The sequence below is a fragment of the Pseudoxanthomonas sp. genome, from assembly GCF_027498035.1.
GTDB lineage: Bacteria > Pseudomonadota > Gammaproteobacteria > Xanthomonadales > Xanthomonadaceae > Pseudoxanthomonas_A.
On record NZ_CP114978.1, the window covers coordinates 400,772 to 426,414 of the forward strand.

Annotated in this window: 27 protein-coding genes, 1 tRNA gene and 1 pseudogene; 19 read left to right on the forward strand and 10 right to left on the reverse strand. The window is 66.1% G+C overall.

The features are described from left to right. Position 1: 1 nt before the first annotated feature. The gene (locus O8I58_RS01900; RefSeq protein ID WP_298320198.1) at positions 2-226 is read right to left on the reverse strand and encodes a DUF6116 family protein; all 225 of its coding nucleotides are present in this window, start codon (positions 224-226) and stop codon (positions 2-4) included. Positions 227-400: 174 nt separating this feature from the next. Here O8I58_RS01900 and O8I58_RS01905 point away from each other — a divergent pair, with 174 nt between their 5' ends. The 4 genes from O8I58_RS01905 to O8I58_RS01920 all read left to right on the forward strand — a co-directional run bounded on the left by O8I58_RS01905 (position 401) and on the right by O8I58_RS01920 (position 5,392). Next, on the forward strand, positions 401-1,222 hold the full coding sequence (locus O8I58_RS01905) for a glycine zipper 2TM domain-containing protein (protein ID WP_298320200.1): 822 nt from the start codon (positions 401-403) through the stop codon (positions 1,220-1,222). Between the two features lie 314 nt (positions 1,223-1,536). Continuing rightward, positions 1,537-4,197: a DUF3857 domain-containing protein gene (locus O8I58_RS01910; RefSeq protein ID WP_298320201.1), complete on the forward strand. Its 2,661-nt coding sequence runs from the start codon at positions 1,537-1,539 to the stop codon at positions 4,195-4,197. Positions 4,198-4,220: 23 nt separating this feature from the next. Continuing rightward, complete coding sequence (locus O8I58_RS01915; protein WP_298320203.1) at positions 4,221-4,769, forward strand: GNAT family N-acetyltransferase; 549 nt, start codon at positions 4,221-4,223, stop codon at positions 4,767-4,769. Further along, the gene (locus tag O8I58_RS01920) at positions 4,766-5,392 is read left to right on the forward strand and encodes a glutathione S-transferase family protein (RefSeq protein ID WP_298320204.1); all 627 of its coding nucleotides are present in this window, start codon (positions 4,766-4,768) and stop codon (positions 5,390-5,392) included. Before O8I58_RS01915 ends, O8I58_RS01920 begins: the two co-directional genes overlap by 4 nt. Before the next feature lie 21 nt (positions 5,393-5,413). Here the strand turns inward: O8I58_RS01920 and O8I58_RS01925 are convergent, their stop codons facing one another. Next, positions 5,414-6,277, reverse strand: a complete 864-nt coding sequence (locus O8I58_RS01925; protein ID WP_298322649.1) for a CAF17-like 4Fe-4S cluster assembly/insertion protein YgfZ — start codon at positions 6,275-6,277, stop codon at positions 5,414-5,416. Between the two features lie 39 nt (positions 6,278-6,316). Between O8I58_RS01925 and O8I58_RS01930 the strand changes: the two genes are divergently transcribed. The 10 genes and pseudogenes from O8I58_RS01930 to O8I58_RS01975 all read left to right on the forward strand — a co-directional run bounded on the left by O8I58_RS01930 (position 6,317) and on the right by O8I58_RS01975 (position 12,866). Further along, positions 6,317-6,469: a DUF1674 domain-containing protein gene (locus O8I58_RS01930; protein WP_298320205.1), complete on the forward strand. Its 153-nt coding sequence runs from the start codon at positions 6,317-6,319 to the stop codon at positions 6,467-6,469. Between the two features lie 72 nt (positions 6,470-6,541). Continuing rightward, the gene (sdhC, locus tag O8I58_RS01935) at positions 6,542-6,937 is read left to right on the forward strand and encodes a succinate dehydrogenase, cytochrome b556 subunit (protein ID WP_298320207.1); all 396 of its coding nucleotides are present in this window, start codon (positions 6,542-6,544) and stop codon (positions 6,935-6,937) included. Further along, positions 6,934-7,327, forward strand: a pseudogene (gene sdhD / locus O8I58_RS01940) (succinate dehydrogenase, hydrophobic membrane anchor protein). The gene sdhC and the pseudogene sdhD overlap by 4 nt, the downstream one beginning before the upstream one ends. A 6-nt stretch (positions 7,328-7,333) precedes the next feature. After that, on the forward strand, positions 7,334-9,127 hold the full coding sequence (sdhA, locus tag O8I58_RS01945; protein ID WP_298320209.1) for a succinate dehydrogenase flavoprotein subunit: 1,794 nt from the start codon (positions 7,334-7,336) through the stop codon (positions 9,125-9,127). Between the two features lie 71 nt (positions 9,128-9,198). Further along, positions 9,199-9,978: a succinate dehydrogenase iron-sulfur subunit gene (locus O8I58_RS01950; RefSeq protein ID WP_298320211.1), complete on the forward strand. Its 780-nt coding sequence runs from the start codon at positions 9,199-9,201 to the stop codon at positions 9,976-9,978. A 74-nt stretch (positions 9,979-10,052) separates the two neighbouring features. Continuing rightward, positions 10,053-10,319 carry an FAD assembly factor SdhE gene (locus O8I58_RS01955; protein WP_298320213.1) on the forward strand — a complete coding sequence of 89 codons (267 nt, stop codon included), beginning with the start codon at positions 10,053-10,055 and terminating at the stop codon, positions 10,317-10,319. A gap of 28 nt (positions 10,320-10,347) precedes the next feature. Next, on the forward strand, positions 10,348-10,722 hold the full coding sequence (locus O8I58_RS01960; protein ID WP_298320215.1) for a hypothetical protein: 375 nt from the start codon (positions 10,348-10,350) through the stop codon (positions 10,720-10,722). A gap of 48 nt (positions 10,723-10,770) precedes the next feature. After that, entirely contained in the window at positions 10,771-12,033 is a 1,263-nt protein-coding gene (locus O8I58_RS01965) for a lipoprotein-releasing ABC transporter permease subunit (RefSeq protein ID WP_298320216.1), read from the forward strand. Next, the gene (lolD, locus tag O8I58_RS01970) at positions 12,026-12,733 is read left to right on the forward strand and encodes a lipoprotein-releasing ABC transporter ATP-binding protein LolD (RefSeq protein ID WP_298320218.1); all 708 of its coding nucleotides are present in this window, start codon (positions 12,026-12,028) and stop codon (positions 12,731-12,733) included. The genes O8I58_RS01965 and lolD overlap by 8 nt, the downstream gene beginning before the upstream one ends. Before the next feature lie 57 nt (positions 12,734-12,790). Further along, positions 12,791-12,866 (forward strand) — tRNA-Ala (locus O8I58_RS01975). A gap of 46 nt (positions 12,867-12,912) precedes the next feature. Here the strand turns inward: O8I58_RS01975 and O8I58_RS01980 are convergent. The 3 genes from O8I58_RS01980 to rnd form a co-directional block, all read right to left on the reverse strand. Further along, positions 12,913-13,452 carry an Lrp/AsnC family transcriptional regulator gene (locus O8I58_RS01980; protein WP_298320220.1) on the reverse strand — a complete coding sequence of 180 codons (540 nt, stop codon included), beginning with the start codon at positions 13,450-13,452 and terminating at the stop codon, positions 12,913-12,915. Between the two features lie 120 nt (positions 13,453-13,572). Then, positions 13,573-15,531 carry a CocE/NonD family hydrolase gene (locus tag O8I58_RS01985; protein ID WP_298320222.1) on the reverse strand — a complete coding sequence of 653 codons (1,959 nt, stop codon included), beginning with the start codon at positions 15,529-15,531 and terminating at the stop codon, positions 13,573-13,575. Positions 15,532-15,722: 191 nt separating this feature from the next. After that, positions 15,723-16,802, reverse strand: a complete 1,080-nt coding sequence (gene rnd / locus O8I58_RS01990; protein ID WP_298320224.1) for a ribonuclease D — start codon at positions 16,800-16,802, stop codon at positions 15,723-15,725. 112 nt (positions 16,803-16,914) lie between these two features. Here rnd and O8I58_RS01995 point away from each other — a divergent pair, with 112 nt between their 5' ends. Together O8I58_RS01995 and O8I58_RS02000 are read left to right on the forward strand one after the other, a co-directional pair. Then, entirely contained in the window at positions 16,915-18,777 is a 1,863-nt protein-coding gene (locus tag O8I58_RS01995) for a formylglycine-generating enzyme family protein (protein ID WP_298320226.1), read from the forward strand. Positions 18,778-18,800: 23 nt separating this feature from the next. Next, positions 18,801-19,709 (forward strand): M48 family metallopeptidase, encoded by a 909-nt coding sequence (locus O8I58_RS02000; RefSeq protein WP_298320228.1) that lies wholly within the window; start codon positions 18,801-18,803, stop codon positions 19,707-19,709. A 65-nt stretch (positions 19,710-19,774) separates the two neighbouring features. Here O8I58_RS02000 and O8I58_RS02005 read toward each other — a convergent pair whose 3' ends face one another. Together O8I58_RS02005 and O8I58_RS02010 are read right to left on the reverse strand one after the other, a co-directional pair. Then, positions 19,775-20,512 carry a beta-ketoacyl-ACP reductase gene (locus tag O8I58_RS02005; protein ID WP_298320229.1) on the reverse strand — a complete coding sequence of 246 codons (738 nt, stop codon included), beginning with the start codon at positions 20,510-20,512 and terminating at the stop codon, positions 19,775-19,777. 160 nt (positions 20,513-20,672) lie between these two features. Further along, positions 20,673-21,287 (reverse strand): TetR/AcrR family transcriptional regulator, encoded by a 615-nt coding sequence (locus O8I58_RS02010; RefSeq protein WP_298320230.1) that lies wholly within the window; start codon positions 21,285-21,287, stop codon positions 20,673-20,675. A 56-nt stretch (positions 21,288-21,343) separates the two neighbouring features. On the opposite strand from O8I58_RS02010, the gene O8I58_RS02015 reads away from it, so the two are divergent. Together O8I58_RS02015 and O8I58_RS02020 are read left to right on the forward strand one after the other, a co-directional pair. Then, on the forward strand, positions 21,344-21,646 hold the full coding sequence (locus tag O8I58_RS02015; protein WP_298320232.1) for a putative quinol monooxygenase: 303 nt from the start codon (positions 21,344-21,346) through the stop codon (positions 21,644-21,646). A gap of 66 nt (positions 21,647-21,712) precedes the next feature. After that, positions 21,713-22,090 (forward strand): hypothetical protein, encoded by a 378-nt coding sequence (locus O8I58_RS02020; protein ID WP_298320234.1) that lies wholly within the window; start codon positions 21,713-21,715, stop codon positions 22,088-22,090. A 177-nt stretch (positions 22,091-22,267) separates the two neighbouring features. On the opposite strand, the gene phaR is transcribed toward O8I58_RS02020, so the two are convergent. From phaR to gluQRS, 3 genes are all read right to left on the reverse strand, one after another. Further along, positions 22,268-22,792 (reverse strand): polyhydroxyalkanoate synthesis repressor PhaR, encoded by a 525-nt coding sequence (gene phaR / locus O8I58_RS02025; protein ID WP_298320235.1) that lies wholly within the window; start codon positions 22,790-22,792, stop codon positions 22,268-22,270. A gap of 139 nt (positions 22,793-22,931) precedes the next feature. Beyond that, complete coding sequence (phbB, locus tag O8I58_RS02030; protein ID WP_298320237.1) at positions 22,932-23,672, reverse strand: acetoacetyl-CoA reductase; 741 nt, start codon at positions 23,670-23,672, stop codon at positions 22,932-22,934. A 43-nt stretch (positions 23,673-23,715) separates the two neighbouring features. After that, positions 23,716-24,621 carry a tRNA glutamyl-Q(34) synthetase GluQRS gene (gene gluQRS, locus O8I58_RS02035; RefSeq protein WP_298320239.1) on the reverse strand — a complete coding sequence of 302 codons (906 nt, stop codon included), beginning with the start codon at positions 24,619-24,621 and terminating at the stop codon, positions 23,716-23,718. Positions 24,622-24,744: 123 nt separating this feature from the next. Between gluQRS and htpX the strand changes: the two genes are divergently transcribed. Beyond that, positions 24,745-25,635 carry a protease HtpX gene (gene htpX / locus O8I58_RS02040; protein WP_298320241.1) on the forward strand — a complete coding sequence of 297 codons (891 nt, stop codon included), beginning with the start codon at positions 24,745-24,747 and terminating at the stop codon, positions 25,633-25,635. Positions 25,636-25,643 lie beyond the last annotated feature (8 nt).

Here is a 25,643-nt window from a genome sequence, read left to right on the forward strand (position 1 = left end):
CTCAGCGGCTGGGGCGCTGCGGCGGCACGTCCAGCGGCGGCTGCTTGCGCTCCTTCCAGCTGGCCAGCAGCAGCGTGCCCAGGCCGAGCAGGATTTCATCGGCGAACGGCACCACGTCCGGCACCACCAGATCGATCGCGAACAGCAGCGCGGTGATCTTGAATAGCGTCGGATAGCGCAGTCTGCGCGCCCAGGTCAGGAACGGAAGCGTCAGGGGATTGGGCATGGGCACACCGCGTCGCGGGATGTCGGAATGAGGTGGAAACGCTAACACGCACCCCTGCGCGCAGCATCGTTCATGCGGCAGGCGGTTTCTCCTGTGTCAATCGATGCCTTGTTCAGCTTTGGGCGGCAACAATCCACGCCATCATCACTCGGGTCCACCCGCCCGGAGGTTTCCATGAAGAACACCACCACCATGATCCTCGTTGGCGCTGGCGCGCTGCTGTTCGGCGGCGTGGCCACTGCGGCCTACATGCAGCATCGGACGTCTGCCCAGACTTCTTCCACGGTGGAAGCCGAAGCGCCTGCGATTTCTGCGCTGGATACGACCGAAGCCCTGCCGGCCAGCGACGTGCCGACCGGCGCGGCCCTGCAGTACGCCGACGTGGTCAGCGTCAATCCCATCACCAAGAAGGGAACGCTGTACGCCACCGTGATCGGCACCGATCCGGTCCGTGAAACGACCACCACGACCACGCCGCAGGAAGTCTGCAAGGACGTGGTGGTCAACGAGCGCCTGCCTGAGCGCGACGGCAATGTCGGCGGCACGGTGGTCGGCGCGGTCGTTGGTGGCCTGCTAGGCCATCAGGTCGGCGGTGGCCATGGCCGCGACGCGGCGACGGTTGCGGGTGCGGCAGCCGGTGGGTTGATCGGCAATCGCGTCGACCGCAACCATGTCGGTGGTCGGGTGGTCCAGCGTACCGAGCGCCAATGCCATACCGAGAATGCGACGTCCGAGTCCTCGCACGTGACCGGGTACAACGTGACCTATCGCAACCAGGATGGCACCACCGGCACCATGCGCATGGATGAAAAGCCGGGCAGCCGCATTGCCATGGGCAGCGCCAGCAACATCACCGGGTACAACGTGACCTATCGCTATGAAGGGCAGGAAAAGACGGTGCGTCTGGACAACAAGCCGGATTCGGACCGCCTGCCGGTGATCGACGGCCGCGTGGTGACCCAGACTGCTTCGGTGGATGCCGACGGCAAGGGTTGATTGCCGCGTGAGTGGTTGAACGAAGAAAGCCGGCGCAAGCCGGCTTTTTTCATGGCGCACATCCCTGTGCGCCACCCTTGGGGCGGCTTCGCCGTGAAAAACGGCTGTCCTGCCGTTCTTTCATGGCGCACATCCCTGTGCGGCACCCTTGGGGTGGCTTCGCGGTGGAAAACAGCTGCCCTGCCGTTTTTTCATGGGTGCGGAGTTCTGGCGCAAGGTGCGCGGATACAATCGACAGGTGCCACCGGGGAAACCGGTCGCGACCGGCGTGGGCCAGTCCCGGCGGTTGCGGCGGAGGTGGCGAACGCGTCGTCATGAACACTGCCGGTTTCAAGGCCGGCCCTGGGGAATCGATGTTGTGGAAGTCTGGTGTGGCCGGGGTGCTGCTGTGGCTATGCGCCATGGTGCCGGGATGGGCGCAGGACCGGCCGACGATGGGGCCCTCGCCAGCGTGGGTGGTCGGCGAGGAACTGGTGGCGCGGGCCGGGCCGGCAGCCGATGGCGATGACCTGCGCTACGAGGTGGTGTCCGACCAGGTCGACCTGACCGCGGACAAGCCGGTCTGGCATCGTCATATCCGCTACCTGATCGTGCGCGAGCGCGGCCTGTCCGACGCAGGCAGCATCAGCATCGGCTACCAGCCCGATTACCAGTCGCTGGTGCTCAACCAGTTGGACGTGGTCCGCGAGGGCCAGCGCATCGACATGCGCGAACGCGCCCACTACGCGCGGCTGCGGCGCGAGGAAGACCTTGCCGCCGGGTTGCTCGACGGCGAGCTGACCTTGAACGTGACCGTGCCGGACCTGCGCGTTGGCGACCGGGTTGACTACAGCTTCAGCGTGGTCGGCGACAACCCGATCTTCGGCAATGCGTATTACGAAACCTATTCAGCCCGCTATGGCGTGCCGCTGGCGTTCCGTCGCGTGCGTGTTCGGACGCCGGCGGCGCGGCCGCTGTTCTCCAGGGTCACCGCGTCCGGTTTCGATGTGAGCCGCGTGCAGGCCGGCGGCATGGCGACGCTGGACATCACCGGGCGCAACCTGCCGGCCGTGCGCGCGCCGGATGAAACGCCGGAAGGGTTTGACAGCTTCGGCCGTATCAGCCTGTCCACGGTCAAGGACTGGGCGGGCGTGGTGGACTGGGCGGTGCCGTTGTATCCGCGGGCATTTTCCGACCAGGCCGTGGCGCGCGAGGTCGCACGCCAGCTCGCGCTCGATCCGTCCCAGCCGGAAGGCGCGCTGCTGCGGGCCGTGGCCTTCGTCCAGGGCCAGGTCCGCTACACCGGCCTGGACATGGGCGACAACTCGCACAAGCCGCATCCACCGGAAGACACGCTGCGCGACCGCTACGGCGACTGCAAGGACAAGGCGACGCTGCTGATCGCGCTGCTGCAGCTGGCTGGCGTGCGTGCCGAACCGGTGTTGGTCAACACCCGGCCGGGCTATGACCTGCAGGCCGCGTTGCCAGGCGCCAACGTGTTCGACCATGTAGTCGTGCGCGCGCACCTGCCTACGGGCGAGGTGTGGATCGATGCCACCCGCGACCGCGAAGAGGGTCCGCTGGCCGAACGTCGTGCGCTGCCGTTCCAGTACGGCCTGCCGCTGGTGGCCGGTGCGACCGGGCTGGTGGGTATCCCATATCCAGCGCCGTCGCGGCCGCAGGTCGAGGTCGCCGAACGCATGACGATCGGCCGCGATGGCGATCGCTACACCACCGGCTTCGATGTCGTGACCACCTACCGCCAGGGCCAGGGCGACGACGTGCTGGCGGCGTTCCGTAATGACGGTGCGGCCGAACAGGGGCGTCGCTACCTGCGCTACATGCGCGGCTTCTACGAAGGCATCCAGGCCAAGGGCGATCCGCGTGCGGACGAGGCAAGCGAGGGGGGCCTGACCACGCACGAGGCTTACACGCTGGGTTGGGACCAGGCCGACGGCGACATGGTCGATGTGTGGCTGTTCCAGTTCAACGACTGGATGAAGGAGATATCCACTGACGCGCGCACCACGCCGCTGGCGCTGCAGGGGCCACGTTTTGCCCGGCAGCGGGTGGAAGTCCAGGTGCAGGGGCCGCTGGACGTCCCCGACAGGCGCCAGGAGATCAGCAATCCCTGGTTCCGCTTCGTTCGCACCGAGCATGTCCAGGGCCAGGCACTGGTCATCACCGGCGAGTGGTCGCGCCTGGCGACCCAGGTGCCGGCCAGCGGGATCGCCCAGGCTGCCAGCGACATGGAAAAGGCGCGCGCGCTGCTGGTGTTCACCCTGGACATGGACAGCGGTGCCTCGCTGGGCAAGGCCGGCTGGCGCGACTGGGCCTGGCCGGTCGCGGGCGTCCTGTTGGCGATCGTGCTGGTGCTGGTGTGTTTTCCGATGCGCCGCGGCGTCACGCCGATGGCGATGTTGTTCGCACCGAAGGCCGCTGCGCCCAGGCTGCAGGGCCATGCGTGGGCCATGCGCGTGGCCTGGGCCGTCTATTTCGCGGTGACCTACGTCGACCTGCTGGCCCAGCACCTGGAGCCGGGGTCGAAGATTCCCGCGCAGTTCGTGGCGCTGGGTCTGATCTTTGGCGCGATGATCGGTGGCTGGCTGCGCGCGGCCCTGTCGGCGGGTTTCCTGCGGCTGTCGCTGAGCTGGCTGAAGTGCAGGGCCGCGCGGTTCGACGCGCTGCTGGCGGCGCTGGTGGCAGCGGCATTCCCGATGCTGCCTTTCACCCTGGGCGCGCTGGCGGCACTGCAGGGGCATGTCAGTTGGCTGCACGAGGACTTCCCGTCCGAATCCGCCCACCTGCCGGGCATCATGGTGGCTGGCGTGTTGCTGGTGATCGGCTACGGCTGGTCTTTCGTGGCTTCGGTCTGCGCGGTCGCTGGCGTGGCGTCCATCTCGCGTCGGCGTGCGCTGGTGGGCTTCCTGATTCCGGCGGCTGTCGTGTTGGTGCTGGTCGGCGTGGTGGCAGGCATCGTTAGACTGGCGCGCTGACTCTTTCGACCAGGGACCTATGCATGAGCGTGTTCGATCTCCAGCTTGAAACGGATCGCCTGCTGTTGCGCCCGCCGCGTGCGGAAGACCTGGATGCCTGGGCCGATTTCAGCGCCGACGAAGCGGCCATGCGCCACCTTGGCGGGACGATGCCGCGTTCGGTCGCCTGGCGCAGTCTGGCGACGGTGGTCGGCGCCTGGCACATGCAGCGGTTCGGCTTCTTCTTCGTGTTCGAGAAAAGCACCGGTGCCTGGGTCGGTCGGGTGGGTCCATGGCATCCCGAAGGCTGGCCGGGGACCGAAGTCGGCTGGGCGATCCGCCGCGACCACTGGGGCAAGGGCTACGCCCCGGAAGCTGCGCGGGCCACGATGGACTGGGTGTTCGCCCAGCATCCCTGGCAGGAGGTGATCCACACCATCGCGCCGGACAACCACGGCTCCAAGGCGGTGGCTGCCAAGCTGGGCTCTGGCCTGCTGCGCATGGGCACCTTGCCGGCGCCGTACGCAGGCCAAGTGGTTGAAGTCTGGGGACAGGCCCGCGCGCAATGGTTAGCGCAGGAGGCGGCGCGATGATCACCGTGTATGGCATGTCCTCGTCAGGCAACTGCCACAAGGTGCGGATGGCGCTGGAACTGCTCGACCGGCCCTATGCGTGGATCGAGACCGACAGCGCGGCGGGGCAGACCCGTACGCCAGATTTCCTGGCCAGGAATCCCAACGGTCGCGTGCCGATCATCGAACGCGAGGACGGGAGCGTCCTGGCCGAATCCAACGCGATCCTGTGCTGGCTTGGCGAAGGCACGACGCTGATGCCGGCCGATGCCTGGGAACGCGCGCAGACGATGGCGTGGCTGTTCTTCGAGCAATACAGCCACGAGCCGTATGTCGCGGTGGCGCGCTTCATCTGTGGCTGGACGCCGGCTGATTCACCGCGCCGTGCGGAGCTGCCGCGCCTGCGCGAACGTGCCGGTGAGGCGCTGGCGGTGATGGAGCGTCATCTGCAGTCGTACGACTGGTTCGGCGGGCAGGGCTTGTCCATCGCCGACCTGGCGCTGTTTGCCTATACGCACTGCGCCGACGATGGCGGGATTTCACTGGCTGCGTTTCCGCAGTTGCGTGCCTGGCTGCAGCGCATGTTGGCGTTGCCGCAGATCGAGGCGATGCCGTCGCCGCCGGGCTTGGTCGCGACCGCTTGAACGCCAGCCGCGCGCGGTGCTTCAGCGGGCCAGGCCGTCCAGCAAGGTGAGCTGTCGCAGTGCCTGGCTGGCGCTGTGCAGGTCGCCCGGCGGATGATCCAGCGGCAGCACAGCCAGCACAGGTCCGGGCACGTGGGTGCTGGCGCAGACCACCAGGCCAAGGTTGCGCCCGGTTTCTTCGACAGGGGCGCCCGGAATCAACACGGCATCGCTTTCAAGCAATGCCAGGCCACGCTTGGCCTTGCCCAGGAAGTGGGTGCGGGCCACGATTTCCTGGCCGGGATAACAGCCCTTCTTCACGCTGAAGGCGCGCAGGCGTTCCAGTGACAACTGCTGTGGCGTCCACTGTTCACGCTGGGACGCCTCCAGCCGCGGCAGGCCATGACGCAGGTCGATGTCGCGCCAGCGGGCGAGGGCGGCGGCATCGGTTTCCACATGGTGGGACGAGAGCCGCAGCGTGCGTGGCTGGTGCGCGCTGCCGACATCCAGTTCGATCTGGTCGCCCGTGACATGCATCAGCGCGCCCTGCGCGGCTTCGGGCGGGCCGAAACGCCCCTGGACCTGCAGGTCGGCCGGCACGTCCACCGTGACTTTCTTGCGGAAGACGAAGCGCTTGAGGGCCGTCGCCAACTCGATCGGCGGCATATCGGCCAGCACCAGCAGCAGTCGATCCGCAGCGACGCGCAGGACCGCGAACACCGCAATGACCCGTCCCTTGGGCGTCAGCCAGGCATTCCACTGCCAGCGGCCGTCGTCCAGCGCATTGAGATCATTGGCAAACTGGGCCTGGGCGAACGCCACGGCGTCTGGGCCCTGCAGCGCTACCACGCCGTGGTCGGATAGGGCAAAGGCCCGGTCACTGGGAATTTGGCGGTTGTCAGTCAAGAGCGCGAGGCTTAAAATTTTGTGCGTTGCGAGAATCACATGATAGGCCAAACACCTCCCGCCCCCGAGCCCGATCCTGAAACGCTGAAGCCCGAACAGGCGCCAGTGCAGAAGGAGTACGGTGGGCGCGACGGCCCCGAGCCGACGCGTTATGGAGACTGGGAAAAGAACGGGCGTTGTGTCGACTTCTGATGTCGATCATCACAGTGCCTTCCAGCCAACGCGGCCTTGAGTGACCGCCCAGCCGAGACAAAGAGCCACGCAATGGCGACACGTCAACGTCCGCTTTCCCCGCACCTCCAGGTGTACCGCTGGCAGATCCAGATGGCCACGTCCATCCTGCATCGTGCCACCGGCATCATCCTGGCCCTCGGCGCCCTGCTGATCACCGCCGCGCTTGTCGCCCTGGCCACCGGCCCGGATGCCTGGACCTGCATCAGCACCCATGCGGGCGCCTGGTATGGCCTGGTCTTCCTGTTCCTGTGGACCTGGGCCTTCACCTACCACTTGCTCAATGGCATCCGCCATCTGGCGCAGGATGGCGGCCTGGGCTATGCCATCGCGGCATTTACCCGTAACGGCTGGCTGGTCAGCGCCGGCAGCCTGGTGCTGGCCGCGCTGATCTGGGTGGGTGTGTTCGCGAAAGGAGGCTTCGCATGAGCGGCACCAAGCGTTACCGCAACCCGCTGAAGACCGCGCGCGGCCTGGGTTCGGCGAAGGAAGGCCTGCATCACTGGCTGCTGCAGCGCTATACCGCCGTGGCCCTGATCTTCCTGGCCTGCTGGTTCCTGTACTTCGTGATCAGCCTGATCCACGCCGATTACCTGACCGCGACCGACGCGATCGCCAAGCCGTGGAATGCCATCGCCCTGGTCGCCTTCCTGCTGGCCATGTTCTGGCACGCGCAGCTGGGCGTGCAGGTGGTGCTTGAGGACTACGTCCACACGCCACTGGCCGCGATCGCCTCGCAGACTCGTCGTCCGTTTCATCTGCATCCTCGGTGCGCTGGCCAGCGTCTATGCCGTGGTCCGCATCGCATTGGGGAACTGAGTACTCATGGCTTCCGCATACAAGATCACTGAACACAAGTACGACATGGTCGTGGTCGGCGCCGGCGGCGCGGGCCTGCGCGCCACGTTCGGCCTGGCCGCCAAGGGCCTGCAGACCGTCTGCATCACCAAGGTGTTCCCGACCCGTTCGCACACCGTGGCCGCGCAGGGTGGCATTTCCGCCGCGCTGGGCAACATGGGTGAAGACGACTGGCGCTACCACTTCTACGACACCATCAAGGGCTCGGACTGGCTGGGCGACCAGGATGCGATCGAGTACATGTGCCGCGAGGCCATTCCTTCGATCATCGAACTGGAGCACCAGGGCGTGCCGTTCTCGCGCACCGAGGAAGGCAAGATCTACCAGCGTCCGTTCGGTGGCATGACCACCCAGTACGGCGAAGGCCCGCCCGCCCAGCGCACCTGCGCCGCGGCCGACCGTACTGGCCACGCCATGCTGCACACGCTGTACCAGCAGTCGCTGGCGCACAACGCGCGCTTCATGATCGAGTACTTCGCGCTGGACCTGATCTTCGACGAAGAGGGTGTCTGCCGTGGCGTGCTGGCGCTGGACATGGCCGAGGGCACGCTGCATCTGTTCCGCGCCCATGGCGTGGTGCTGGCCACCGGCGGCTACGGCCGTGCGTATTTCAGTGCGACTTCCGCCCACACCTGTACCGGTGACGGCGGCGGCCTGGCCATGCGTGCCGGCCTGCCGATGCAGGACATGGAGTTCGTGCAGTTCCACCCGACCGGCATCTACGGCGCGGGCTGCCTGATCACCGAGGGCGTGCGCGGCGAAGGCGGCATCCTGCGCAATTCCAGCGGCGAGCGCTTCATGGAGCGCTACGCACCGCACTACAAGGACCTGGCATCGCGCGACGTGGTCGCCCGTTCCATGACCATCGAAATCCGCGAAGGCCGCGGCGTCGGCGAGCACAAGGACCACATCCTGCTCGACCTGACCCACCTGGGCCCGGAAGTCATCAACGAGAAGCTGCCCGGCATCGCCGAAAGCGCCCGCATCTTTGCCGGCGTCGACGTGGCGACCCAGCCGATCCCGGTGCTGCCGACCGTGCACTACAACATGGGTGGCATCCCGACCAACTACCACGGCGAAGTCGTGCGCAAGGTCGGCGACAACCCCGATGCCGTGGTGCCTGGTCTGTACGCCATCGGCGAAGCGGCCTGCGTGTCGGTGCACGGCGCCAACCGCCTGGGCTCCAACTCGCTGCTCGACCTGGTGGTGTTCGGTCGCGCGGTGGCCAACCGCTGCGGCGAAACGATCAAGTCCGGCGCGCCGCACAAGACCCTGCCGTCCGATGCCTGTGACAAGGCGCTAGGCCTGCTCGACAAGCTGCGCTACGCCAGCGGCGATACGCCGACCTCGGTGATCCGCGACAACATGCAGCGCACCATGCAGGCCGACGCCGCCGTGTTCCGCACCAGCAAGACGCTGAAGGAAGGCTGCGAGAAGATGGCGCAGGTGTTTGCCAGCTTCGAAAGCGTCAAGGTTTCGGACCGTTCGCTGGTCTGGAACTCGGACCTGATCGAAACCTACGAGCTGAACAACCTGCTGCTCAACGCGGTGGCGACGATCAACTCGGCCGAACAGCGCCACGAAAGCCGCGGCGCCCACGCGCACGAGGATTTCCCGGACCGCGACGACGTCAACTGGCACAAGCACACGCTGGTCAACGTCGACGACAAGGGCAATTGCAGCTTCGACTATCGCCCGGTGCACATGTACACGCTCAGCAAGGACGTGGACGTGGTCCCGCCGAAGCCGCGCGTTTACTGATCAATGCCGTGAATCGGCGCGCCGCAACCGCTGGCGCGCCGACTCCCCAATCCTCTACCCGGACCTAGGCCATGGCTGAGTTTGCACTCCCCAAGAATTCCAAGATCGGCAAGGGCAAGCATTTTCCTGCCCAGGGTGCGAAGAACACGCGCACCTTCAAGATCTATCGCTGGAACCCGGACGAAGACAAGAACCCGCGTACCGATACGTACGAAGTGGATCTGGACAAGTGCGGCCCGATGGTTCTGGACGCGCTGATCAAGATCAAGAACGAGATCGACCCGACCCTGACCTTCCGTCGCTCGTGTCGCGAAGGCATCTGCGGTTCGTGCGCGATGAACATCAGCGGCACCAACACGCTGGCCTGCACCAAGGCCATCGAGGAATGCGGCAAGGGCGAGGTTCCGATCTACCCGCTGCCGCACATGGACGTGATCAAGGACCTGGTCCCCGACCTGACCCATTTCTACGCGCAATACGCGTCGATCAAGCCGTGGCTGCGCACGCAGACCCCGGCACCGGATCGCGAGCGTCTGCAGTCGCCGCAGGACCGCAAGCAGATCGACGGCTTGTACGAATGCATCCTGTGCGCGTGCTGCTCGACCAGCTGCCCGAGCTACTGGTGGAACGGTGAGCGTTACCTGGGCCCGGCGATCCTGCTGCAGGCCTATCGCTGGATCATCGATTCGCGCGACGAGGACACTGGTGCGCGCCTGGACGACCTGGAAGACCCGTTCAAGCTCTACCGCTGCCACACCATCATGAACTGCGCGCGCACCTGCCCGAAGGGTCTGAATCCGGCCAAGGCGATCGCCGAGATCAAGAAGCTGATGCTGGCCCGCGCCGCCTGATCGCAGCGTACGTTCCACGCAACGCGCCCTCCGCTGGAGGGCGTTTTGCTTTCTCGCCCCTTTGGACTCCGCCCATGAGCGACGCCCCCGAACCCATCTTCGATCCGGTCATCAAGCGCCTGCGCTGGCGCTGCCGTCGCGGCATGCGCGAACTGGACCAGCTGTTCGAGCGCTACCTGGACCAGGCCTGGGCGACCGATTCCGAAGCGCAGCGGGCAGTTTTCCTACAGTTGCTGGAATGCGAGGACGATAAGCTCTGGCGCTGGTTCATGGGCTACGAAGATTGTCCCGATGTCGCGCTCGCACAGCTCATGGAAAGGATCCGCCAGCTGCCGGCTTGAGTGGCGTCCGTCGCGTCTTGTTGGCGCGATGGTTCTGGTGCTGGGTCTGCTGGGAGTCGTGTCGCTGGCCGGGAGTGCGTTTCCTGCCGGGGTTGCAATCGGGTTATCGGTGCTCGTTCTGGCTTACACCGTATGGTTGGCAAGTCGTTATCTGCGCCAGCCTGCCAGGACGCTGGCGATCGCCGGTGGCGCGCTGCCACCGATGCTCGATGGCGTCGTGTTGCAACGGTTCTCGCTGCAATGGCGCGGGCCGCTTGCCTTCGCTGCGTGGCAGGACGTGCAGGGCGCCAATGGTTATCTGATCTGGTGGCCCGACACGCTGGACGCGCGCCAGCGACGTGAACTGCGTCTGGCCGTGGAGGGTATGGCGGTATCCGCCGCCGTCGCCACAATGGCACCATAGCGGGCCAACGGGCCGGTAAGGCCTGGATTCCCTTCATCGCAGGGCGCAATGTTCAAACCCATTCCTGTCGCCATCGGCCTGCGCTACCTGCGTGCCAAGCGGCGCAACGGTTTCATCTCCTTCATCTCGCTGGCCTCGATCCTGGGCATTGCCCTGGGCGTGATCGTGCTGATCACCACGCTCTCGGTGATGAGTGGTTTCCAGCGCGAGATCCGCGACCGGCTGCTGCAGATGACGGCGCACGCCACGGTCAGTGCCGCCGGCCAGCCGATGCAGAACTGGCCTGAGGCGGTGAAGCTGGCCGTGAGCGATCCGCGCGTCGCCGGTGCCGCGCCCTATGTCGACAGCGAAGCGCTCATGACGGGAATGGGAACGCAGGGCCAGGGTGCAATGGTCCGCGGCATCATTCCGGCACAGGAAGAGCACGTCTCTGTACTGGCCAAGAAGATGGATACCGGCTCCATCGATTCGCTGCAGCCGGGCAAGTTCAACATCCTGCTGGGCAGCGAACTGGCCCTCTGGCTGGGCGTGCGGGTTGGCGACGTGGTCAACGTCACGACGGTCAACGCGGACAGCACGCCGATGGGCGCGATCCCGCGTGCCAAGCGCTTCACCGTCACCGGCATCTTCACTGTCGGCTACAACGACGTGGACAAGGGCATGGCGTTCGTCAACATGCAGGACATGCAGAAACTGATGCGCATGGGCGATGGCGTCACCGGTGTGCGCCTGATGCTGCATGACATGAATCAGTCCTGGCAGGTCGCCCGTGACCTGGCCGGTCGCCTGCAGCAACTCGGCCCGTATCCGTACCGGATCAGCGACTGGACCAGCGAGAACGCCAACCTCTACCAGTCCTTGAAGATGGAGAAGCTGGTGATGGGCATCCTGCTGTCGCTGATCATCGCGATGGGCGCCTTCAACCTGGTCTCCTCGCAGGTGATGCTGGTCACCGACAAGCAGGCCGATATCGCGATCCTGCGCACGCTGGGCCTGACCCCGCGCGGGGTGATGCAGGTGTTCATGGTGCAGGGCACGCTGATCGGCGTGATCGGCACCGTGGCCGGCGTGATCGGCGGCATCGCCCTGACCATGAACCTGGAGCGGATCCTGGAACTGATCGAACACGTCTTCAAGGTGACCCTGCTGCCATCGGACGTGTACTACATCACCGGCCTGCCGTATGACCTCAATCCGCACGAGATCGTGTTGATCGCCTTCATCGCGCTGGGCATGAGCTTCCTGGCCACGTTGTACCCGGCCTGGCGTGCGGCGCGCACCGATCCGGCCGAGGCCTTGCGCTATGAATGAGTCGAGCATGATCGAAGACACCGCCGTCATCCGCGCCGAGGCGCTGGCCAAGACCTACGCCGAAGGCAAGATGAAGACGCCGGTGTTCGACGGCCTTGAACTGGCGGTGGAAGCGGGTGAAACCGTGGCCATCGTCGGTGCGTCCGGCGCGGGCAAGAGCACCTTGCTGCACCTGCTGGGCGGGCTGGACACGCCCACCTCGGGCGAGGTCTACGTCGCCGGGCAGCAGATGTCCAAGTTGTCCAATGCGGCCCGTGGCCAGCTGCGCAACCGCGCACTGGGCTTCGTCTACCAGTTCCATCACCTGCTGCCCGAATTCACCGCGCTGGAGAACGTGATGATGCCGGTCGCCCTGGGCGGGCAGGACATCGCCAGCGCCAGGCAGCGCGCGACGGCGCTGCTGGAACAGGTGGGCCTGGGTCATCGTCTGGAGCATAAGCCGGGCGAACTGTCCGGTGGCGAGCGCCAGCGCGCTGCCGTGGCGCGTGCCCTGGTCAATCGTCCGGCCTGCGTGCTGGGTGACGAACCGACCGGCAACCTGGACGAGAAGACCGCCGCCACGGTGTTCGACCTGATGCTGGAGCTCAACCGCGCACAGAAGACCAGCCTGGTCCTGGTCACCCACGACCGCCGCCTGGCCGCGCGCCTGGATCGCACGCTGGAGCTGCATCAGGGCAAGTTGCGTTCGGTCGTGCTCTAACGGCCCTCCGGCCGAAAGTTGGCAAGCGTCGGGACGGCCGGTAGAATCCAGACCCACGGGGCCATAGCTCAGCTGGGAGAGCGCGTCGTTCGCATCGACGAGGTCAGGAGTTCGATCCTCCTTGGCTCCACCAAATACTGCAGTATCGACAGAGCCGGCCTTGGGCCGGCTTTTTCGTGTCAGGCCAGTCGCGTTTCCAGATCCGCCGGGAAGGCTTCGCCCGGCGTCTTGACCGGCTTGGTCACGATGTAGGTGTAGTAGCGTTCGATGCCGAGGTCTTCCTGTAGCAGGCCTTCCATGAAGGTCTGGTAGTGCTCGATGTCGCGGCACTGGATCATGGCGATGAAGTCGATACCGCCGCCGGTGGCATAGCAGAAGCCGACCTCGGGGGCATCGCACATGCGCTGGGCGAAGCTGCGCATGGAATGGGCGGTGTGGTGGCCCAGCACGATCTGCACCAGCACCTGGCTGGTCCGGAACATCCGCTGCCAGTCGATGATGGCGCGATAGCCGCGGATCAGGCCGGCGGCTTCCAGCTTGCGTACGCGTTCCCAGGCCGGGGTGATCGACAGGTTGATCTGCTCGGCCAGGCTGGATTTGGTGATGCGCGCATCGGTGGACAGGATGCGCAGGATCTTCAGGTCATGGCGATCCAGCCTGAGCCCATCGCTGGCGTGCAGGGGGCGCAGTTCATTGCTCAGGGCGGCATCGGAAGGCATGGACGGTGATTGCAATGATTGCGTATGTGACAGGAATGTCAGGATAAAGAAAAGTGGATGCTTCCGCCTGTCCGTGCAGTGGCGTGAGGCCCTGCAAGGACAGGCGTCGGTGCGTGCCGTTCAGTCCTTCGGCGTGGCGCCGCTGACCACTGGCAACACCACGGCACTGCCATCGGCGCCGCCGAGCTTCACCGTGATCGTCGCTTTGCGGTAGTCCTGCGGCTGGGCCAGGAAGATGTTGGGGACAAAGGTCTGCGGATTGCGGTCGTACAGCGGGAACCAGGTGGACTGAACCTGCACCATGACCCGGTGGCCGGGCAGGAAGGTGTGGTTGGCATTGGGCAGCGGGAAGTGGATGCCGACCGGGGTGTTCGCGGGGATCGCGCTGGGATGTTCGAAGCTGTCGCGGTAGCGGCCGCGCAGGATGTCGGCCGCGACCATCAGCTGGTAGCCGCCCATCTTCGGATCGGCCGGTGTCTGGTCGGGGTATACGTCGATCAGTTTCACCACGAAATCGCCATCGGTCCCGGTGGTCGACAAGCTCAGGTTGACCTGGGGGACGCCGCTGATGCGTAGCGGTTCGGTCAGCACGTCGGTGGTGAAGGTCAGTACGTCCGGGCGCGAGGCTGCCTGACGCTGGTCGGTGACCAGCCAGTGCGGCCACGGGTTGTCGCCGTAGCCCTGGCCCTGGATCGGGCGCGGCAGGAATGGCACGGGCTTGGCCGGGTCAGACAGGTAGTCGACGCTTGTGGCCGCCGCCTGCGGGGCGAAGCCCAGGCTGCCGTTGTCTTCCAGGTACAGCGGCTTGTTGCTGATGCTGCAGCCCTTGGCGCAGCCCAGCGGCCAGGCCTTCAGGTGCTCCCAGTGGTTTTCGCCGGTGCGGAACACGGTGACGGGCGCGACCTGCATCGGCGGCGCGTTGTCCATCAGGTAATGATCCAGGAACGGACGCAGCACTTCGCTGCGGAAGGTCGCCGCGGTGTCGCTGCCGAACTGGATATCGCCCAGATGGCTGCCGTCCTCGCGCTGGCCGCCGTGGTTCCATGGCCCCATCACCAGGTACACCTTGTCGTTGCCGGTGTCCTTGGGTTCGAGCGCGTTGTACACGGCCAGCGCGCCGTACATGTCCTCCTGGTCCCACAGCCCGTGCACCAGCATCACCGGGACTTTCAGCGGCTCCCGGGCCAGCAGTTTGTCGACGGCCTGTTCCTGCCAGAACGCATCGTAGGCGGGATGGGCCAGCAGCTTGCGGAAGGCGCCGTTCTGGTCCATGCCGCGCGACTTGCCGAGCAGGCCGGCGGCACCGGCTTTCAGGTAGAAGTCGTATTCGTCGCTGGAGGTTTCCACCCAGTTGATGGTGTTGCTGCGCGAGTTCACCTGGTTGTAGATGTAAGGCAGGCCGATCTGGCGGAAGGCGCCGTGATGGAACCAGTCATCGCCCATCCAGCCGTCGACCATCGGATTCATCGGGATGGCCACTTTCAGCGCCGGGTGCGGATGGAACAGCGCCATCAGGCTGGTGAAGCCATCGTAGGAAATGCCGAGGATGCCGACTTTGCCGTTGCTTTCCGGCACGTGCTTGACCAGCCAGTCGATGGTGTCCCAGGTGTCGGTGGAGTGGTCGACGGTGCTGTCGTTGAGCGGGCCGATCTGCGGCCGGTTCATCACGTAGTCGCCTTCCGAACCGTACTTGCCGCGGATGTCCTGCACGACCCGGATGTAGCCGTCCTTGTTGAACAGCTCGGGGAAGTTGTCGTAGCCCTCCAGCACCGCGCTGAGCCGGTTGCTCTTGGCCTGGTTGGTCATGCCGTCGGCGTCGTAGGGCGTGCGGGTCAGCAGCATCGGCGCACGGTGCGCGCCGGTGGGAATCAGGATGACGGTGTGCAGCTTGACCCCGTCGCGCATCGGGATTTCGACGATGCGGCGCTCGAAGTCGGCTCGCGGGGTGTTGGCGACAAAGTCCTGTGGACGGTCGCTGGCCGCGATGCCGGTGGTCTGGGCGGACGCGCTGGGGGCGAAGACCAGGCCGAACAGGACGGCCAGGCAGGCGGCAAGGGCAGGGCGTGGCAGATGGTGCATCCAACTCTCCGATGGCGACGGGGTGTCGCCACGGCGATGCGAAGGCGGGCGCGAGCCCGGCGCTGCGGATCCTGGTTGGACGTGGGACGTCGCAGCGTAGCCTGCCGCGGGGCCTCGGTGGAAGCGTTTACACGGATCCGGCCCCGGCGCGTTGGAGCACCGGGGCCCTGGTGTGTTTCAACGGGCATTCGTCAGCTTGCGGGCAGCAGCGGGGCCAGCACCGGTTCGAGCTGTTGGCGGCGCCAGCCGGACAGGGCTGCCGGCCACTGTCCACGATCCATCAGCGCTTCCAGCCAGCGACGCGAAGCCAGGATGCCGTCGGGCAGGCCCAGCTCGGCCGATTTGGCAGCGACTGCGTCCTGCAGTTTCTTCAGGCGCTGCTTGTCCTGGTCGGTGGCCTTGGCCAGTGGTGCGTCGGCTTCGTCGTCCAAAGGCGTGTTCAGTGCCTCCCAGATGGCGTCGGCCAGCTTCTTGGGGGCCTTGGGTTGCTGGTCGAGCCAACGGCCAAGTGCCTCGCGCGACGCCAGCGGGGTGCGTGCCAGGGTGACGGCCAGTTCGTTGTCCAGGATCCAGCTCTTGGGCCGGTCGCTGGCACGGGCCTGCGTTTCGCGCCAGCGCAGCAGGCGCAGCAGCAGGCGTTGCGCCTGGGAATCCAGGAACTGCGCGCTGCGCATGGACAGGTGCGGCCAGCGTTCGCCACCTTGCTCGCTGGCCTGGGCGACCATGCGTGCGCAGTCGGCGGCCAGCCATTCGCTGCGGCCCAGCGCCTGCAGCTTGGTCGTCAGCGTGTCGTAGATCGCGCCGAGATGGGTCACGTCGTCGGCGGCGTATTCCAGCTGTGCAGCCGACAACGGCCGGCGCAGCCAGTCCGAACGGGTCTCGCCCTTGGCCAGGGTGACGCCGGTGACTTCGGCCACCAGCTTCTGGTAACCCATGCCGCCGCCCACGCCGGCCAGTGCCGCGGCGATCTGGGTGTCGAACAATGGCGAAGGCTGCACGCCGCAGGCCCAGCCCAGCGCGACCAGGTCTTCGCTGGCGCTGTGCATGACCTTGACCACGTCGGGGTTGGACAGCAGCGGTGCCAGTGCTTCGTTCATGCCGGGCACCAGCGGGTCGATCAGCAGCGTGGTATCGCCGATGGCGACCTGGACCAGCGCCAGCTGCGGCCAGAAGGTCTTTTCACGGATGAACTCGGTGTCCATTCCCACCCAGGCGGGCAGCTGTTGCAGGTGCGCTCGCAGCGCGTCGGGGGTGTCGATCCAGATGGGCACGCAGGTCTCTTCGTTCAAAGCGGGATTGGCACGGCGGTGTTTGCCGGCTCGGGCGACAATAGCCTAACGTCCTTTGCCAACCCACGGCCTGGCGAACATGATCGGAGGAAGATTGCAGCGCATCGTTCCAGCCTTGCTGATGCTGTTCCTGGCAGGTTGCGGCGAGCGTCCTGCCGCGCCTGCACAGGCTGCCAGGCCGGCGGCTGCGCCAGCCGTGGCTGCCGTGCCACCCGCGCGCACGCCCAGCGTGACCGTCAGCGCCGATGCGTCCGCCGATGCTGGCCTCAACTGGGACCCACCGCAGGTCCAGCTCACCGCGGAGACCGCACGCGTGGCGCGTCGCGATGCGGCGGCAGCCGTGCGTGAAGGACGACTGTTCGAGCAGCCGCGCGATGCAATCCCGCTTTATCTGGCACTGCTGCGATTGGACCCGAAGGACCGTGTGGCCGAACGCGGCCTGGCGCGTGCAGCCAGCGCCTTGCTGGCGCAGGGCAGCCGCGCCCTGGCCAGTGCCGAAGACGATCGCGAGGCGCTGGCACTGGCCGTGCGGATCGCGGCGGTCCTGCGCACGGTGATCCCACAGGACACGCGCACCGATCCCTACCTGGAAAAGGTGGACCAGGCCGAGCAGTTGGCCCGGCTCAACGCCACCGGCGAAAGCCAGTTGCGCCAGGGCCTGTTGGGCGAAGGCGAGACATCAGGCGCGCTGGAAACCTTCCAGGCGGCCTTGGCGCTGGCGCCTGGGCGGTCACGGGCGACCCAGGGCCTAGCTGCCACCGAAAGCGCCTTCATCCGTCGTGCCGAAGATGCCGCGCAAGCCAGCGATTTCGGTGGCGCCGCGCGTTGGATGGGGTTTGCCAACGGCGTGCGCCAGGGCGCGCCGACGGTGAAGGATGCCTATGCGCGCATCGAGCATGAACGGGCTCGACAGGTCGCCGCATTGCGTGATGCCGGCGTGGCCGAATTGGTCACGCCGCTGGGCCTGAAAAACGCTCGCGAAAAACTGGCCGCGGTCCTGCGGATCGCCTTGCCCGGCGACACCGTGGCGGCCGACCTGCGCCAGCGCATCGACCTGGCGACCCATTACGGCCTGTTCCGGCCCGGGCAGGCCTTCACCGATGCGTTGGCCGGTGGCGGACGCACGCCGACGATGGTGGTGGTGCCGCACGGCGGATTCCGGATGGGCGCGGCCGAAGACGAACCGGGTGCGGCCGAAGCGGAGCAGCCTGCGCATTACGTGCGCTTCGACCGCGGGTTCGCGGTGTCGCGCAATCCAGTCACGGTGGGCGAATTCCGGCGTTTCGTGCAGGCCACCAATTACCGCGCCCGCGCTACGCGGCGCGGGCATTCCATCGTCTATGACGAGCGCAGCGGCAATTTCGTGCGCCGCAGCGGCGTGGACTGGCAGTCCGGGTACACCGGGCAGAAAGCCATCGACGACATGCCGGTGCTGCATGTCAGCGTGCGCGATGCCGAAGCCTACGCCGACTGGCTGGCCCAGCAGACCGGGCATGGTTACCGGCTGGCCAGCGAGGCCGAGTTCGAATACATCCTGCGCGCCGGGGGGCAGGGACGCTATCCGTGGGGCAACGAGAATCCGCCGCCCAAGGGCGTGGCCAACCTGACCGGCGGCAATGATGTCTCGCCCAGTGGACGGCACTGGGCCAATGCCTTCGTCGGTTATGGCGATGGCTGGTGGGGGCCGGCGCCGGTGGGCACCTTCAAGCCCAACGCCTGGGGCCTGTACGACCTGGGTGGCAACGTCAGCGAATGGGTGGCCGACTGCTGGCATGCCAGCTTCCGTCGTGCCCCGGCCGATGGCGCGGCATGGTTCAATCCCGGGTGCCGGGCGCGCGTGGTCCGGGGGGGGGCGTGGGCCAGTTCGCCGCAGCAGGCAAGGGCGGCGTGGCGGTCTTCGCAGGATTCGGACGTGACCAGCGCCCGCGTGGGCTTCCGCGTGGTCCGCGGCATCTAGGACAACACCATGAGGGCAGGGCCATGAACCAGGCTTACGGCAGCACCGGCATGCAGCGTCGTCGCGGTGGCGGCATCCGCTGGTGGATCCTGCTGGCCTTTGCAGGCTATGCGGCCTTTACCTGGTTCGGCAGCCGCAAGACCGATCCCTATACCGGTGAAGCCGCCCATTACGGCGCCACCCCCACGGAGGAATCCGAGCTGGGCGTGCAGGCCTACCAACAGGTGCTCGGCGAAGCGCAGCAGCAGGGCGCGCTACTGCCGCAAAGCGATCCCACCAGCCAGGAAGTCACCGCCATTGCACAGCGGCTGGTGTCGGTGGTGCCGCAGGTTGCCGCGGACCTGGCCAAACAGCACAACCAGCCCACGCCGGATCTGTCGGCCTACGACTGGCAGGTGAGCGTGTTGCGGTCCGACGAGGCCAATGCGTTCTGCCTGCCCGGCGGCAAGATTGCCGTCTACACCGGCCTGATCCCGATCGCGCAGACCCGCGACGCGCTGGCCGTCGTGATGGGGCACGAAATCGCCCATGCGCTGCTGCGCCATGGTTCGCAGCGCATGGCCCAGCAGAAGCTGGTGCAGATGGGACAGATGGCGGCGGGCGTGTCCGGCATGGACCAACAGACCATGGCGGCGCTGGGCGCCGGCGTGCAGTACGGGGTGGTGCTGCCCTATGGGCGAGGGCATGAATCGCAGGCCGATGAAGTGGGCCTGATGCTGGCGGCCGCGGCCTGCTACGACCCGCAGTCGGCGATCCCCCTGTGGGAGCGCATGTCCCAGCTCGGCGGTGGACAGCGTCCGCCCGAATTCGCTTCCACCCATCCCGACCCGGCCAACCGCATTGCGCGGTTGCAGGCGTTGATGCCCGAAGCACAGCAGTTCCACGATCGCTATTGCGGCGCGGGCAAGGCCACGCAGGACCAGCCGCTGTAGGAGCGCGCCGCCAGGGGCGCGACGGGTTCTTCCCGGGAAAGCCCCATCGCGTCTCCCGCGGAGATTCAGAACCCCATGTACAGCCCGCCATTGACCGGCAGGTTGGCGCCGGTGATGTAGCCGGCATCCTCTTCGCAGAAAAAGCGCACCGCGCGCGCGATGTCTTCCGGTTCGCCCAGGCGGCCGACCGGCACCGCGGACTGGGTCTTTTCAAGGACCGGGGCCGGCATGGCAGCGGTCATCGGTGTGCGCACAAAACCGGGCGAGACGCTGTTGACGGTGATGCCCTTGGCCGCGACTTCGCGCGCCAGCGACATGGTCAGGCCGTGCAGGCCGGCCTTGGCCGCGGCGTAGTTGGATTGGCCGAAATTACCGGTCTGGCCGCTGACCGAACTGATGTTGACGATGCGGCCGTAGCCGCGCCCAAGCATGCCGTCGATGGCGTGGTGGCACAGCTGGAAGGCGCTGGTCAGGTTGACCTGCAGCACCGCGTTCCACTGCGCGATCTCCATCTTGCGCAGGGTCGCGTCACGGGTGATGCCGGCGTTGTTGATCAGGATGTCCAGCGCGCCAAACCTGGCCTGCACGTGTGCCACCAGATCGGCACACTGGGCTTCATCCGAGACATCGGCCGGTTCGAAGTGCACCTTGCCTTCGGTGGCTTCAGAGAACGCCTGCAGGCGTTCGGCGCTGGCGGGCAGGTCGGTGGCGATCACGCTGTGGCCGGCGGCGGTGAGTGCGCGGCAGATCGCCGTGCCCAGGCCACCGATGCCACCAGTGACCAGTGCGATACGTGGGGGCATGCCTTTTCCTTGAGTACCTGATGAGGGGAGGCGCGGGTTGAAGTGGCCCATGAAGCACCTCGGCCAACTGCGGAATTTTAAGCGGGACGGCCGGCGCACTCCATGTTCGGTCGAGCCATCGACGCGGATCGAGCGCGCGTGGCGGTCTTCTCGACCCGCGCTATCGCCCCGGCAACGGGGCCTGGTGCAACAACGCCGCCGCAGCCGGCACGATGGCCCTCAGGGTGGCTACGCTCAGATCCACGACTGCTTCGCGATCAATATCCGGAGTGGCGCTTGTTTCGCGCGCCAGGGCGGTGACGAATTCCAGCCACGCCACGATGGCCGCGTGGGTCAGTGCGTCACCCTCCACGGACAAGGCGCGGGTCACCCTTTGCGCCAGGATCGCGTGGTTGGCACCGCGGATCCGCCCGGTCATGGCCGGCTGTGCATCGGCCTGTGCGTGCAGGTTCGGTGCCTTGTCCGACGCGGGCGAAAAGTGGATCAGATACGCACTGATCGCGCGGCGGATGTTCTCCAGCGGGGGCAGGGTGGCATCGAGCCGGGTTGCGGCCAGCAGTGCGTCGGCCTCCGCGCGCAGCACTGCTTCGAACAACGCGGCCTTGTCGGGGAAGTAGTGGTACACCAGCGCGCGGGTCACGCCGGCCTGCTTGGCAATGCCCGACATCGAAGCCTTGTCATAGCCGTCACTGGAAAAAATTCCACCAGCAATCCGCACGATCTGGTCGCGGCGATCACCGGGTTCAAGGCGCTTGGCGGTTCCGTTATTTGACATGTGTTAAATAGTAGAGGAGGCTGTCGGCCTGTTCAATTGGAATCAGGAGTGCTGCCATGCTCAGGACCGCATTGTTCGTTCGTCTCCAGGCCAAGCCCGGCAAGGAACAGGAAGTCCAGGATTTCCTCGAGGCCGGTCTGCCCGTCGTGCTGGAAGAGCCGGGCACCATCGCCTGGTTCGGTTTGCGTCTGGGCCCAAGCACCTTCGGCATCTTCGATGCCTTCCCGGATGAGGATGGGCGCCAGGCGCATTTGTCCGGAAAGGTGGCTGCGGCGCTGATGGCCAAGGCCGGCGACCTGTTCTCCGTGCCGCCGTCGATCGAGATGGTCGACGTATTGGCCAGCAAACTGCCCGGCTGAGCCGATGCGTGCCTGCCGGATGCCGCGGGCCCGGCAGGCGCTCCAATCCTTCACGAGGCGCTGCCCATGTCCATCAACAAGGTCGTCATCTGGCTCGTTGTCCTTGGCTATCTCTTCGTCAACGTCAGCATGCAGCTGGACTTCTTCGCCGGTCGCAACATCTTCGACAAGTACCAGCAAGCGAACGACGCCGTGCAGGCGCTTTCCATCGCCCAGCATGCGTACTACGCCAAGACCGCATTCCTGCTGATCCTGCTGATCCTGCTTGCGAGTAATGTCCGGTTTGGGCTGGGGTTCGGCGTGGCGTTCCTTGCCTATGCATTGACCATGCTGGCGTTCTTCGGCATCGGCGCGGTGACACTGGTGTATCTGGGTGCGGCCATCGCCTTGCTGGCGAGTTATTTGATCAGCCGCAGTGCTTCTGCAAAACACACGGCGGGCTGATTGATAGGTCGATGCTGGGGCGTGCCTGATCGCTTGATTCGCAGGGGACAAGCCCGGGGATAGCGTCCGAGCCTCCCGGCAGGGACACGATCCAGCCCGGGCTTGCGCATGCCGCCGCAGGGCATGAAAAAACCCGCGGCTAGGCGGGTTGATCACTGGATTAGCCGATGCCGCCACTCAGGAGCGGCGTGCCTTGTTCGGTTCGCGCTGGGGCGACTCCTTGGCGGTACCGGAAGTTGGCGTCGGGCGCGCGGTCGGGCGGCCCATGCCCGCGGTCATGTTGCGCTGGAATTCCTGCCAGATTTCCAGGTTGCGCTCGGTCAGCTGGTTCATCATGGTCCACGGCGTCTGGCCCAGCAGGTTGCCCATCTGCTGGCGGAACTGGGCCTGCTGATCCATGAAGATCTGCATGCTGCGCTCCAGGTAGTTGCCCATGAAGCCCTGCAGCGAATCGCCGTAGAACCGGATGATCTGGCTCAGCAACTGGGTGGACAGCACCGGCTCGCCGTCCTGCTCCTGCTCGCTGATGATCTGCAGCAGCACCAGGCGGGTGAGGTCTTCGCCGCTCTTGGCGTCGCGGACTTCGAATTCCTCGCCATCGACGATCAGCTGGCGCACGTCCTCGATGGTGATGTAGCTGGAGATCTCGGTGTCGTAGAGACGACGGTTCGGGTACTTCTTGATGATTCGGGTCGCAGCCATGTAGCGGTCACCTCAATCAATATGCGCGGAGCATGCGCCTGCGTTTTTTGCAGCGCAACCATACTTTTGGAGCGTTCCAGGTTCGGAACGTCCGTGCCTTGCGTGCGTCAGCGCACGTTTCGTGTCGGTGGTGCTGAAGTCACCAGCCCATGTACTGACCGCCGTTGGCCGACAGGTTGGCCCCGGTGATCCAGGCCGCTTCATCGGCAACGAAGAAGGCCACGGAATAGGCGATGTCCTCGGGTGTGCCAAGGCGGCCGGTGGGAATCTGCGCGACGATCTTGTTGCGGACATCCTCGGGTACCGCCATCACCATGTCGGTGCCGATATAGCCGGGCGAGACCGTGTTGACGGTGATGCCGAACTTTGCGTTCTCTTGTGCGAGCGAGATCGTGAAGCCATGCATGCCGGCCTTGGCCGCGGCGTAGTTCGCCTGGCCGTATTGACCCTTCTGGCCGTTGATGGAACTGATCTGGATGACCCGGCCCCAGCGGCGCTCACGCATGCCGCCGATCACCGGGCGGGTCATGTTGAACACCGAGTTGAGGTTGGTGTCGATCACCTCGCTCCACTGCTGCGCTTCCATCTTGTGGAAGGTGGTGTCGCGGGTGATGCCGGCGTTGTTGACCAGCACTTCCACCGGGCCGAGCTTGGCGGTGGCTTCCTCGACCATGGCCTGGGCCTGGTCGCCGAAGCACACGTCGCCGGGCACCAGCAGGATGTCCAGGCCTTCTTCGCGCATCTTCTGCTGCCAGGCCAGCGCCCGCGCGTGGTCGCGGTAATTGGTGGCAACGCGGTGTCCAAGGGTGGCCAGTTTTCGGCAGATGGCCGTACCGATGCCACCGGTGCCGCCGGTGACGAGTGCAACGCGGGAAGTCATGTGGGGAAGATCGCTGTAGGGAGGCGTGTGGCGCCCGGCGATTCTAGTCAGCCGCGCGGACAATCCCATTGTGCGGCGCAACGTAAATCGCGGGAATCGCCGGAAGCCGCGATGGTTCGAAGTGCTGCAACGCAGCCTGCAGCACCCCGGCCAGCGAATCGATGCCCTGCAGCGCATCGGCCGGCTGGCCCAGCATCGTCCAGGTGGAGACCAAGGCATCCAATGCGTGGTCCGCGTCCAGCGGCCGGGACGCGCCCGACTTGGACAGCTTGTGGCCGTCGGCGTCCAGCAGCAGGGGCAGGTGCAGGTAGCGCGGCGTGGCCAGGCCAAGCGCGCGCTGCAGCAGGATCTGGCGCGGGGTGGAATCGAGCAGGTCCGCGCCGCGCACCACGTCGGTGATGCCCTGCCAGGCATCGTCGATCACCACCGCCAGCTGGTAGGCCCAGCAGCCGTCTGCGCGGCGGAGGACGAAATCGCCGACGTCGGCCTGCACGTCCTGCCGTTGCAGGCCCTGCAGGCCATCCTTGAAGGTGACAATGCTGTCACCGCCAACGCGCAGGCGTATGGCTGGATCGGGTCGTCTGGTGCGTGCGACACAGTGGCGATGGATGCCGCCCGTGGCCGCGAGGTCGGCGCGGCTGCAGTGGCATTCGAAGGCCAGCCCCGCCTGCAGCAACCGCTCCAGTGCCGCGGCGTAGGCGGCGTGGCGGGCGTGCTGCCACAGCACTGGCAGGTCGCTGCGCAAGCCCAGGATTTCCAGCATTTCCAGCTGTGCGGCCGCCGCGCCTTGCTGTTCCCGTGGCGGGTCCAGGTCTTCCACCCGCACCAGCCATTGGCCGTGCGCGTGGCGGGCAAGCAGCCAGCTAGCGAAGGCGGCCAGTAGCGAACCTGCATGCAGCAAGCCGGTGGGCGAGGGCGCGAAACGACCGCGATAAGACGATGGGGGCATGGTGGGCGCGTGTGGTGAAGGGGCAGGAACGGCTGAACGCGCGGTCAGCTTGCAGCTTGAAGTCAAAGCACGCCGTCCACAAGATTCGTTGCAGGTTCCCCCCAATCTTTATCGGAGTTCACCGTGTTCACCCGCATCGCTCTTTTCATGCTGACCAACCTGGCCGTGTTGGCCCTGGCCAGCGTCGTGATGTCCCTGCTTGGCGTCAACGCGAGCAGCATGGCGGGCCTGCTGGTGATGGGCGCGCTGTTCGGCTTTGGTGGCTCCATCATTTCGCTGTTGATGTCCAAGTGGATGGCCAAGCGCGCCACCGGCGCGATGGTGATCGAGACCCCGCGCAACGAAGCCGAGCAGTGGCTGGTCGAAACCGTGCGCCGCCAGGCCCAGGCCGCCGGCATCGGCATGCCCGAAGTGGCGGTGTACGACGCGCCCGAGATCAATGCCTTCGCGACCGGCGCCAGCCGAAACAGTTCGCTGGTGGCCGTGTCCACCGGCTTGCTGCGGCAGATGAGCCGCGACGAGGCCGAAGCCGTGCTCGGCCACGAAGTCAGCCACGTCGCCAACGGCGACATGGTGACCATGGCGTTGCTGCAGGGCGTGTTGAACACCTTCGTGATCGTGCTGGCACGGGTGATCGGCGGCGTGATCGACAGCTACCTGTCGGGCAACCGCGAGAACAGCGGTCGCGGAATCGCTTACTACGCGATCGTATTCGTGCTGGAAATGGTGCTGGGCCTGTTCGCGACCATGATTGCCATGTGGTATTCGCGTCGTCGCGAATTCCGCGCCGACCACGGTGGTGCCACCCTGGCCGGCCGCCAGAAGATGATCGCCGCGCTGGAACGCCTGTCGGCCAACCACAGCGCCAGCACGCTGCCGGCGCAGGTGGAAGCCTTCGGCATTGCCGGTGGCGTCGGCCAGGGCCTGAAGAAGCTGTTCCTGAGCCACCCGCCGCTCAGCGAGCGCATTGCCGCGCTGCGCCAGGCCCAGCAGACCACCGGCACGGTGATGTAAGACCGGCG

What these genes read in the sequence shown, in the direction of transcription:
- phbB (WP_298320237.1), bottom strand. Translation starts at nt 23,672, where the DNA reads ATGACTTCCCGCGTTGCACTCGTCACCGGCGGCACCGGTGGCATCGGT.
- sdhA (WP_298320209.1), top strand. Translation starts at nt 7,334, where the DNA reads ATGGCTTCCGCATACAAGATCACTGAACACAAGTACGACATGGTCGTG.
- O8I58_RS01930 (WP_298320205.1), top strand. Translation starts at nt 6,317, where the DNA reads ATGATAGGCCAAACACCTCCCGCCCCCGAGCCCGATCCTGAAACGCTG.
- O8I58_RS01960 (WP_298320215.1), top strand. Translation starts at nt 10,348, where the DNA reads ATGGTTCTGGTGCTGGGTCTGCTGGGAGTCGTGTCGCTGGCCGGGAGT.
- sdhC (WP_298320207.1), top strand. Translation starts at nt 6,542, where the DNA reads ATGGCGACACGTCAACGTCCGCTTTCCCCGCACCTCCAGGTGTACCGC.
- O8I58_RS02005 (WP_298320229.1), bottom strand. Translation starts at nt 20,512, where the DNA reads ATGCCCCCACGTATCGCACTGGTCACTGGTGGCATCGGTGGCCTGGGC.
- O8I58_RS01950 (WP_298320211.1), top strand. Translation starts at nt 9,199, where the DNA reads ATGGCTGAGTTTGCACTCCCCAAGAATTCCAAGATCGGCAAGGGCAAG.
- phaR (WP_298320235.1), bottom strand. Translation starts at nt 22,792, where the DNA reads ATGGCTGCGACCCGAATCATCAAGAAGTACCCGAACCGTCGTCTCTAC.
- O8I58_RS01985 (WP_298320222.1), bottom strand. Translation starts at nt 15,531, where the DNA reads ATGCACCATCTGCCACGCCCTGCCCTTGCCGCCTGCCTGGCCGTCCTG.
- O8I58_RS01905 (WP_298320200.1), top strand. Translation starts at nt 401, where the DNA reads ATGAAGAACACCACCACCATGATCCTCGTTGGCGCTGGCGCGCTGCTG.
- O8I58_RS02000 (WP_298320228.1), top strand. Translation starts at nt 18,801, where the DNA reads ATGAACCAGGCTTACGGCAGCACCGGCATGCAGCGTCGTCGCGGTGGC.
- O8I58_RS01955 (WP_298320213.1), top strand. Translation starts at nt 10,053, where the DNA reads ATGAGCGACGCCCCCGAACCCATCTTCGATCCGGTCATCAAGCGCCTG.
- O8I58_RS01965 (WP_298320216.1), top strand. Translation starts at nt 10,771, where the DNA reads ATGTTCAAACCCATTCCTGTCGCCATCGGCCTGCGCTACCTGCGTGCC.
- O8I58_RS01915 (WP_298320203.1), top strand. Translation starts at nt 4,221, where the DNA reads ATGAGCGTGTTCGATCTCCAGCTTGAAACGGATCGCCTGCTGTTGCGC.
- O8I58_RS01910 (WP_298320201.1), top strand. Translation starts at nt 1,537, where the DNA reads ATGAACACTGCCGGTTTCAAGGCCGGCCCTGGGGAATCGATGTTGTGG.
- O8I58_RS02020 (WP_298320234.1), top strand. Translation starts at nt 21,713, where the DNA reads ATGTCCATCAACAAGGTCGTCATCTGGCTCGTTGTCCTTGGCTATCTC.
- O8I58_RS02010 (WP_298320230.1), bottom strand. Translation starts at nt 21,287, where the DNA reads ATGTCAAATAACGGAACCGCCAAGCGCCTTGAACCCGGTGATCGCCGC.
- O8I58_RS02015 (WP_298320232.1), top strand. Translation starts at nt 21,344, where the DNA reads ATGCTCAGGACCGCATTGTTCGTTCGTCTCCAGGCCAAGCCCGGCAAG.
- gluQRS (WP_298320239.1), bottom strand. Translation starts at nt 24,621, where the DNA reads ATGCCCCCATCGTCTTATCGCGGTCGTTTCGCGCCCTCGCCCACCGGC.
- O8I58_RS01920 (WP_298320204.1), top strand. Translation starts at nt 4,766, where the DNA reads ATGATCACCGTGTATGGCATGTCCTCGTCAGGCAACTGCCACAAGGTG.
- O8I58_RS01980 (WP_298320220.1), bottom strand. Translation starts at nt 13,452, where the DNA reads ATGCCTTCCGATGCCGCCCTGAGCAATGAACTGCGCCCCCTGCACGCC.
- O8I58_RS01900 (WP_298320198.1), bottom strand. Translation starts at nt 226, where the DNA reads ATGCCCAATCCCCTGACGCTTCCGTTCCTGACCTGGGCGCGCAGACTG.
- lolD (WP_298320218.1), top strand. Translation starts at nt 12,026, where the DNA reads ATGAATGAGTCGAGCATGATCGAAGACACCGCCGTCATCCGCGCCGAG.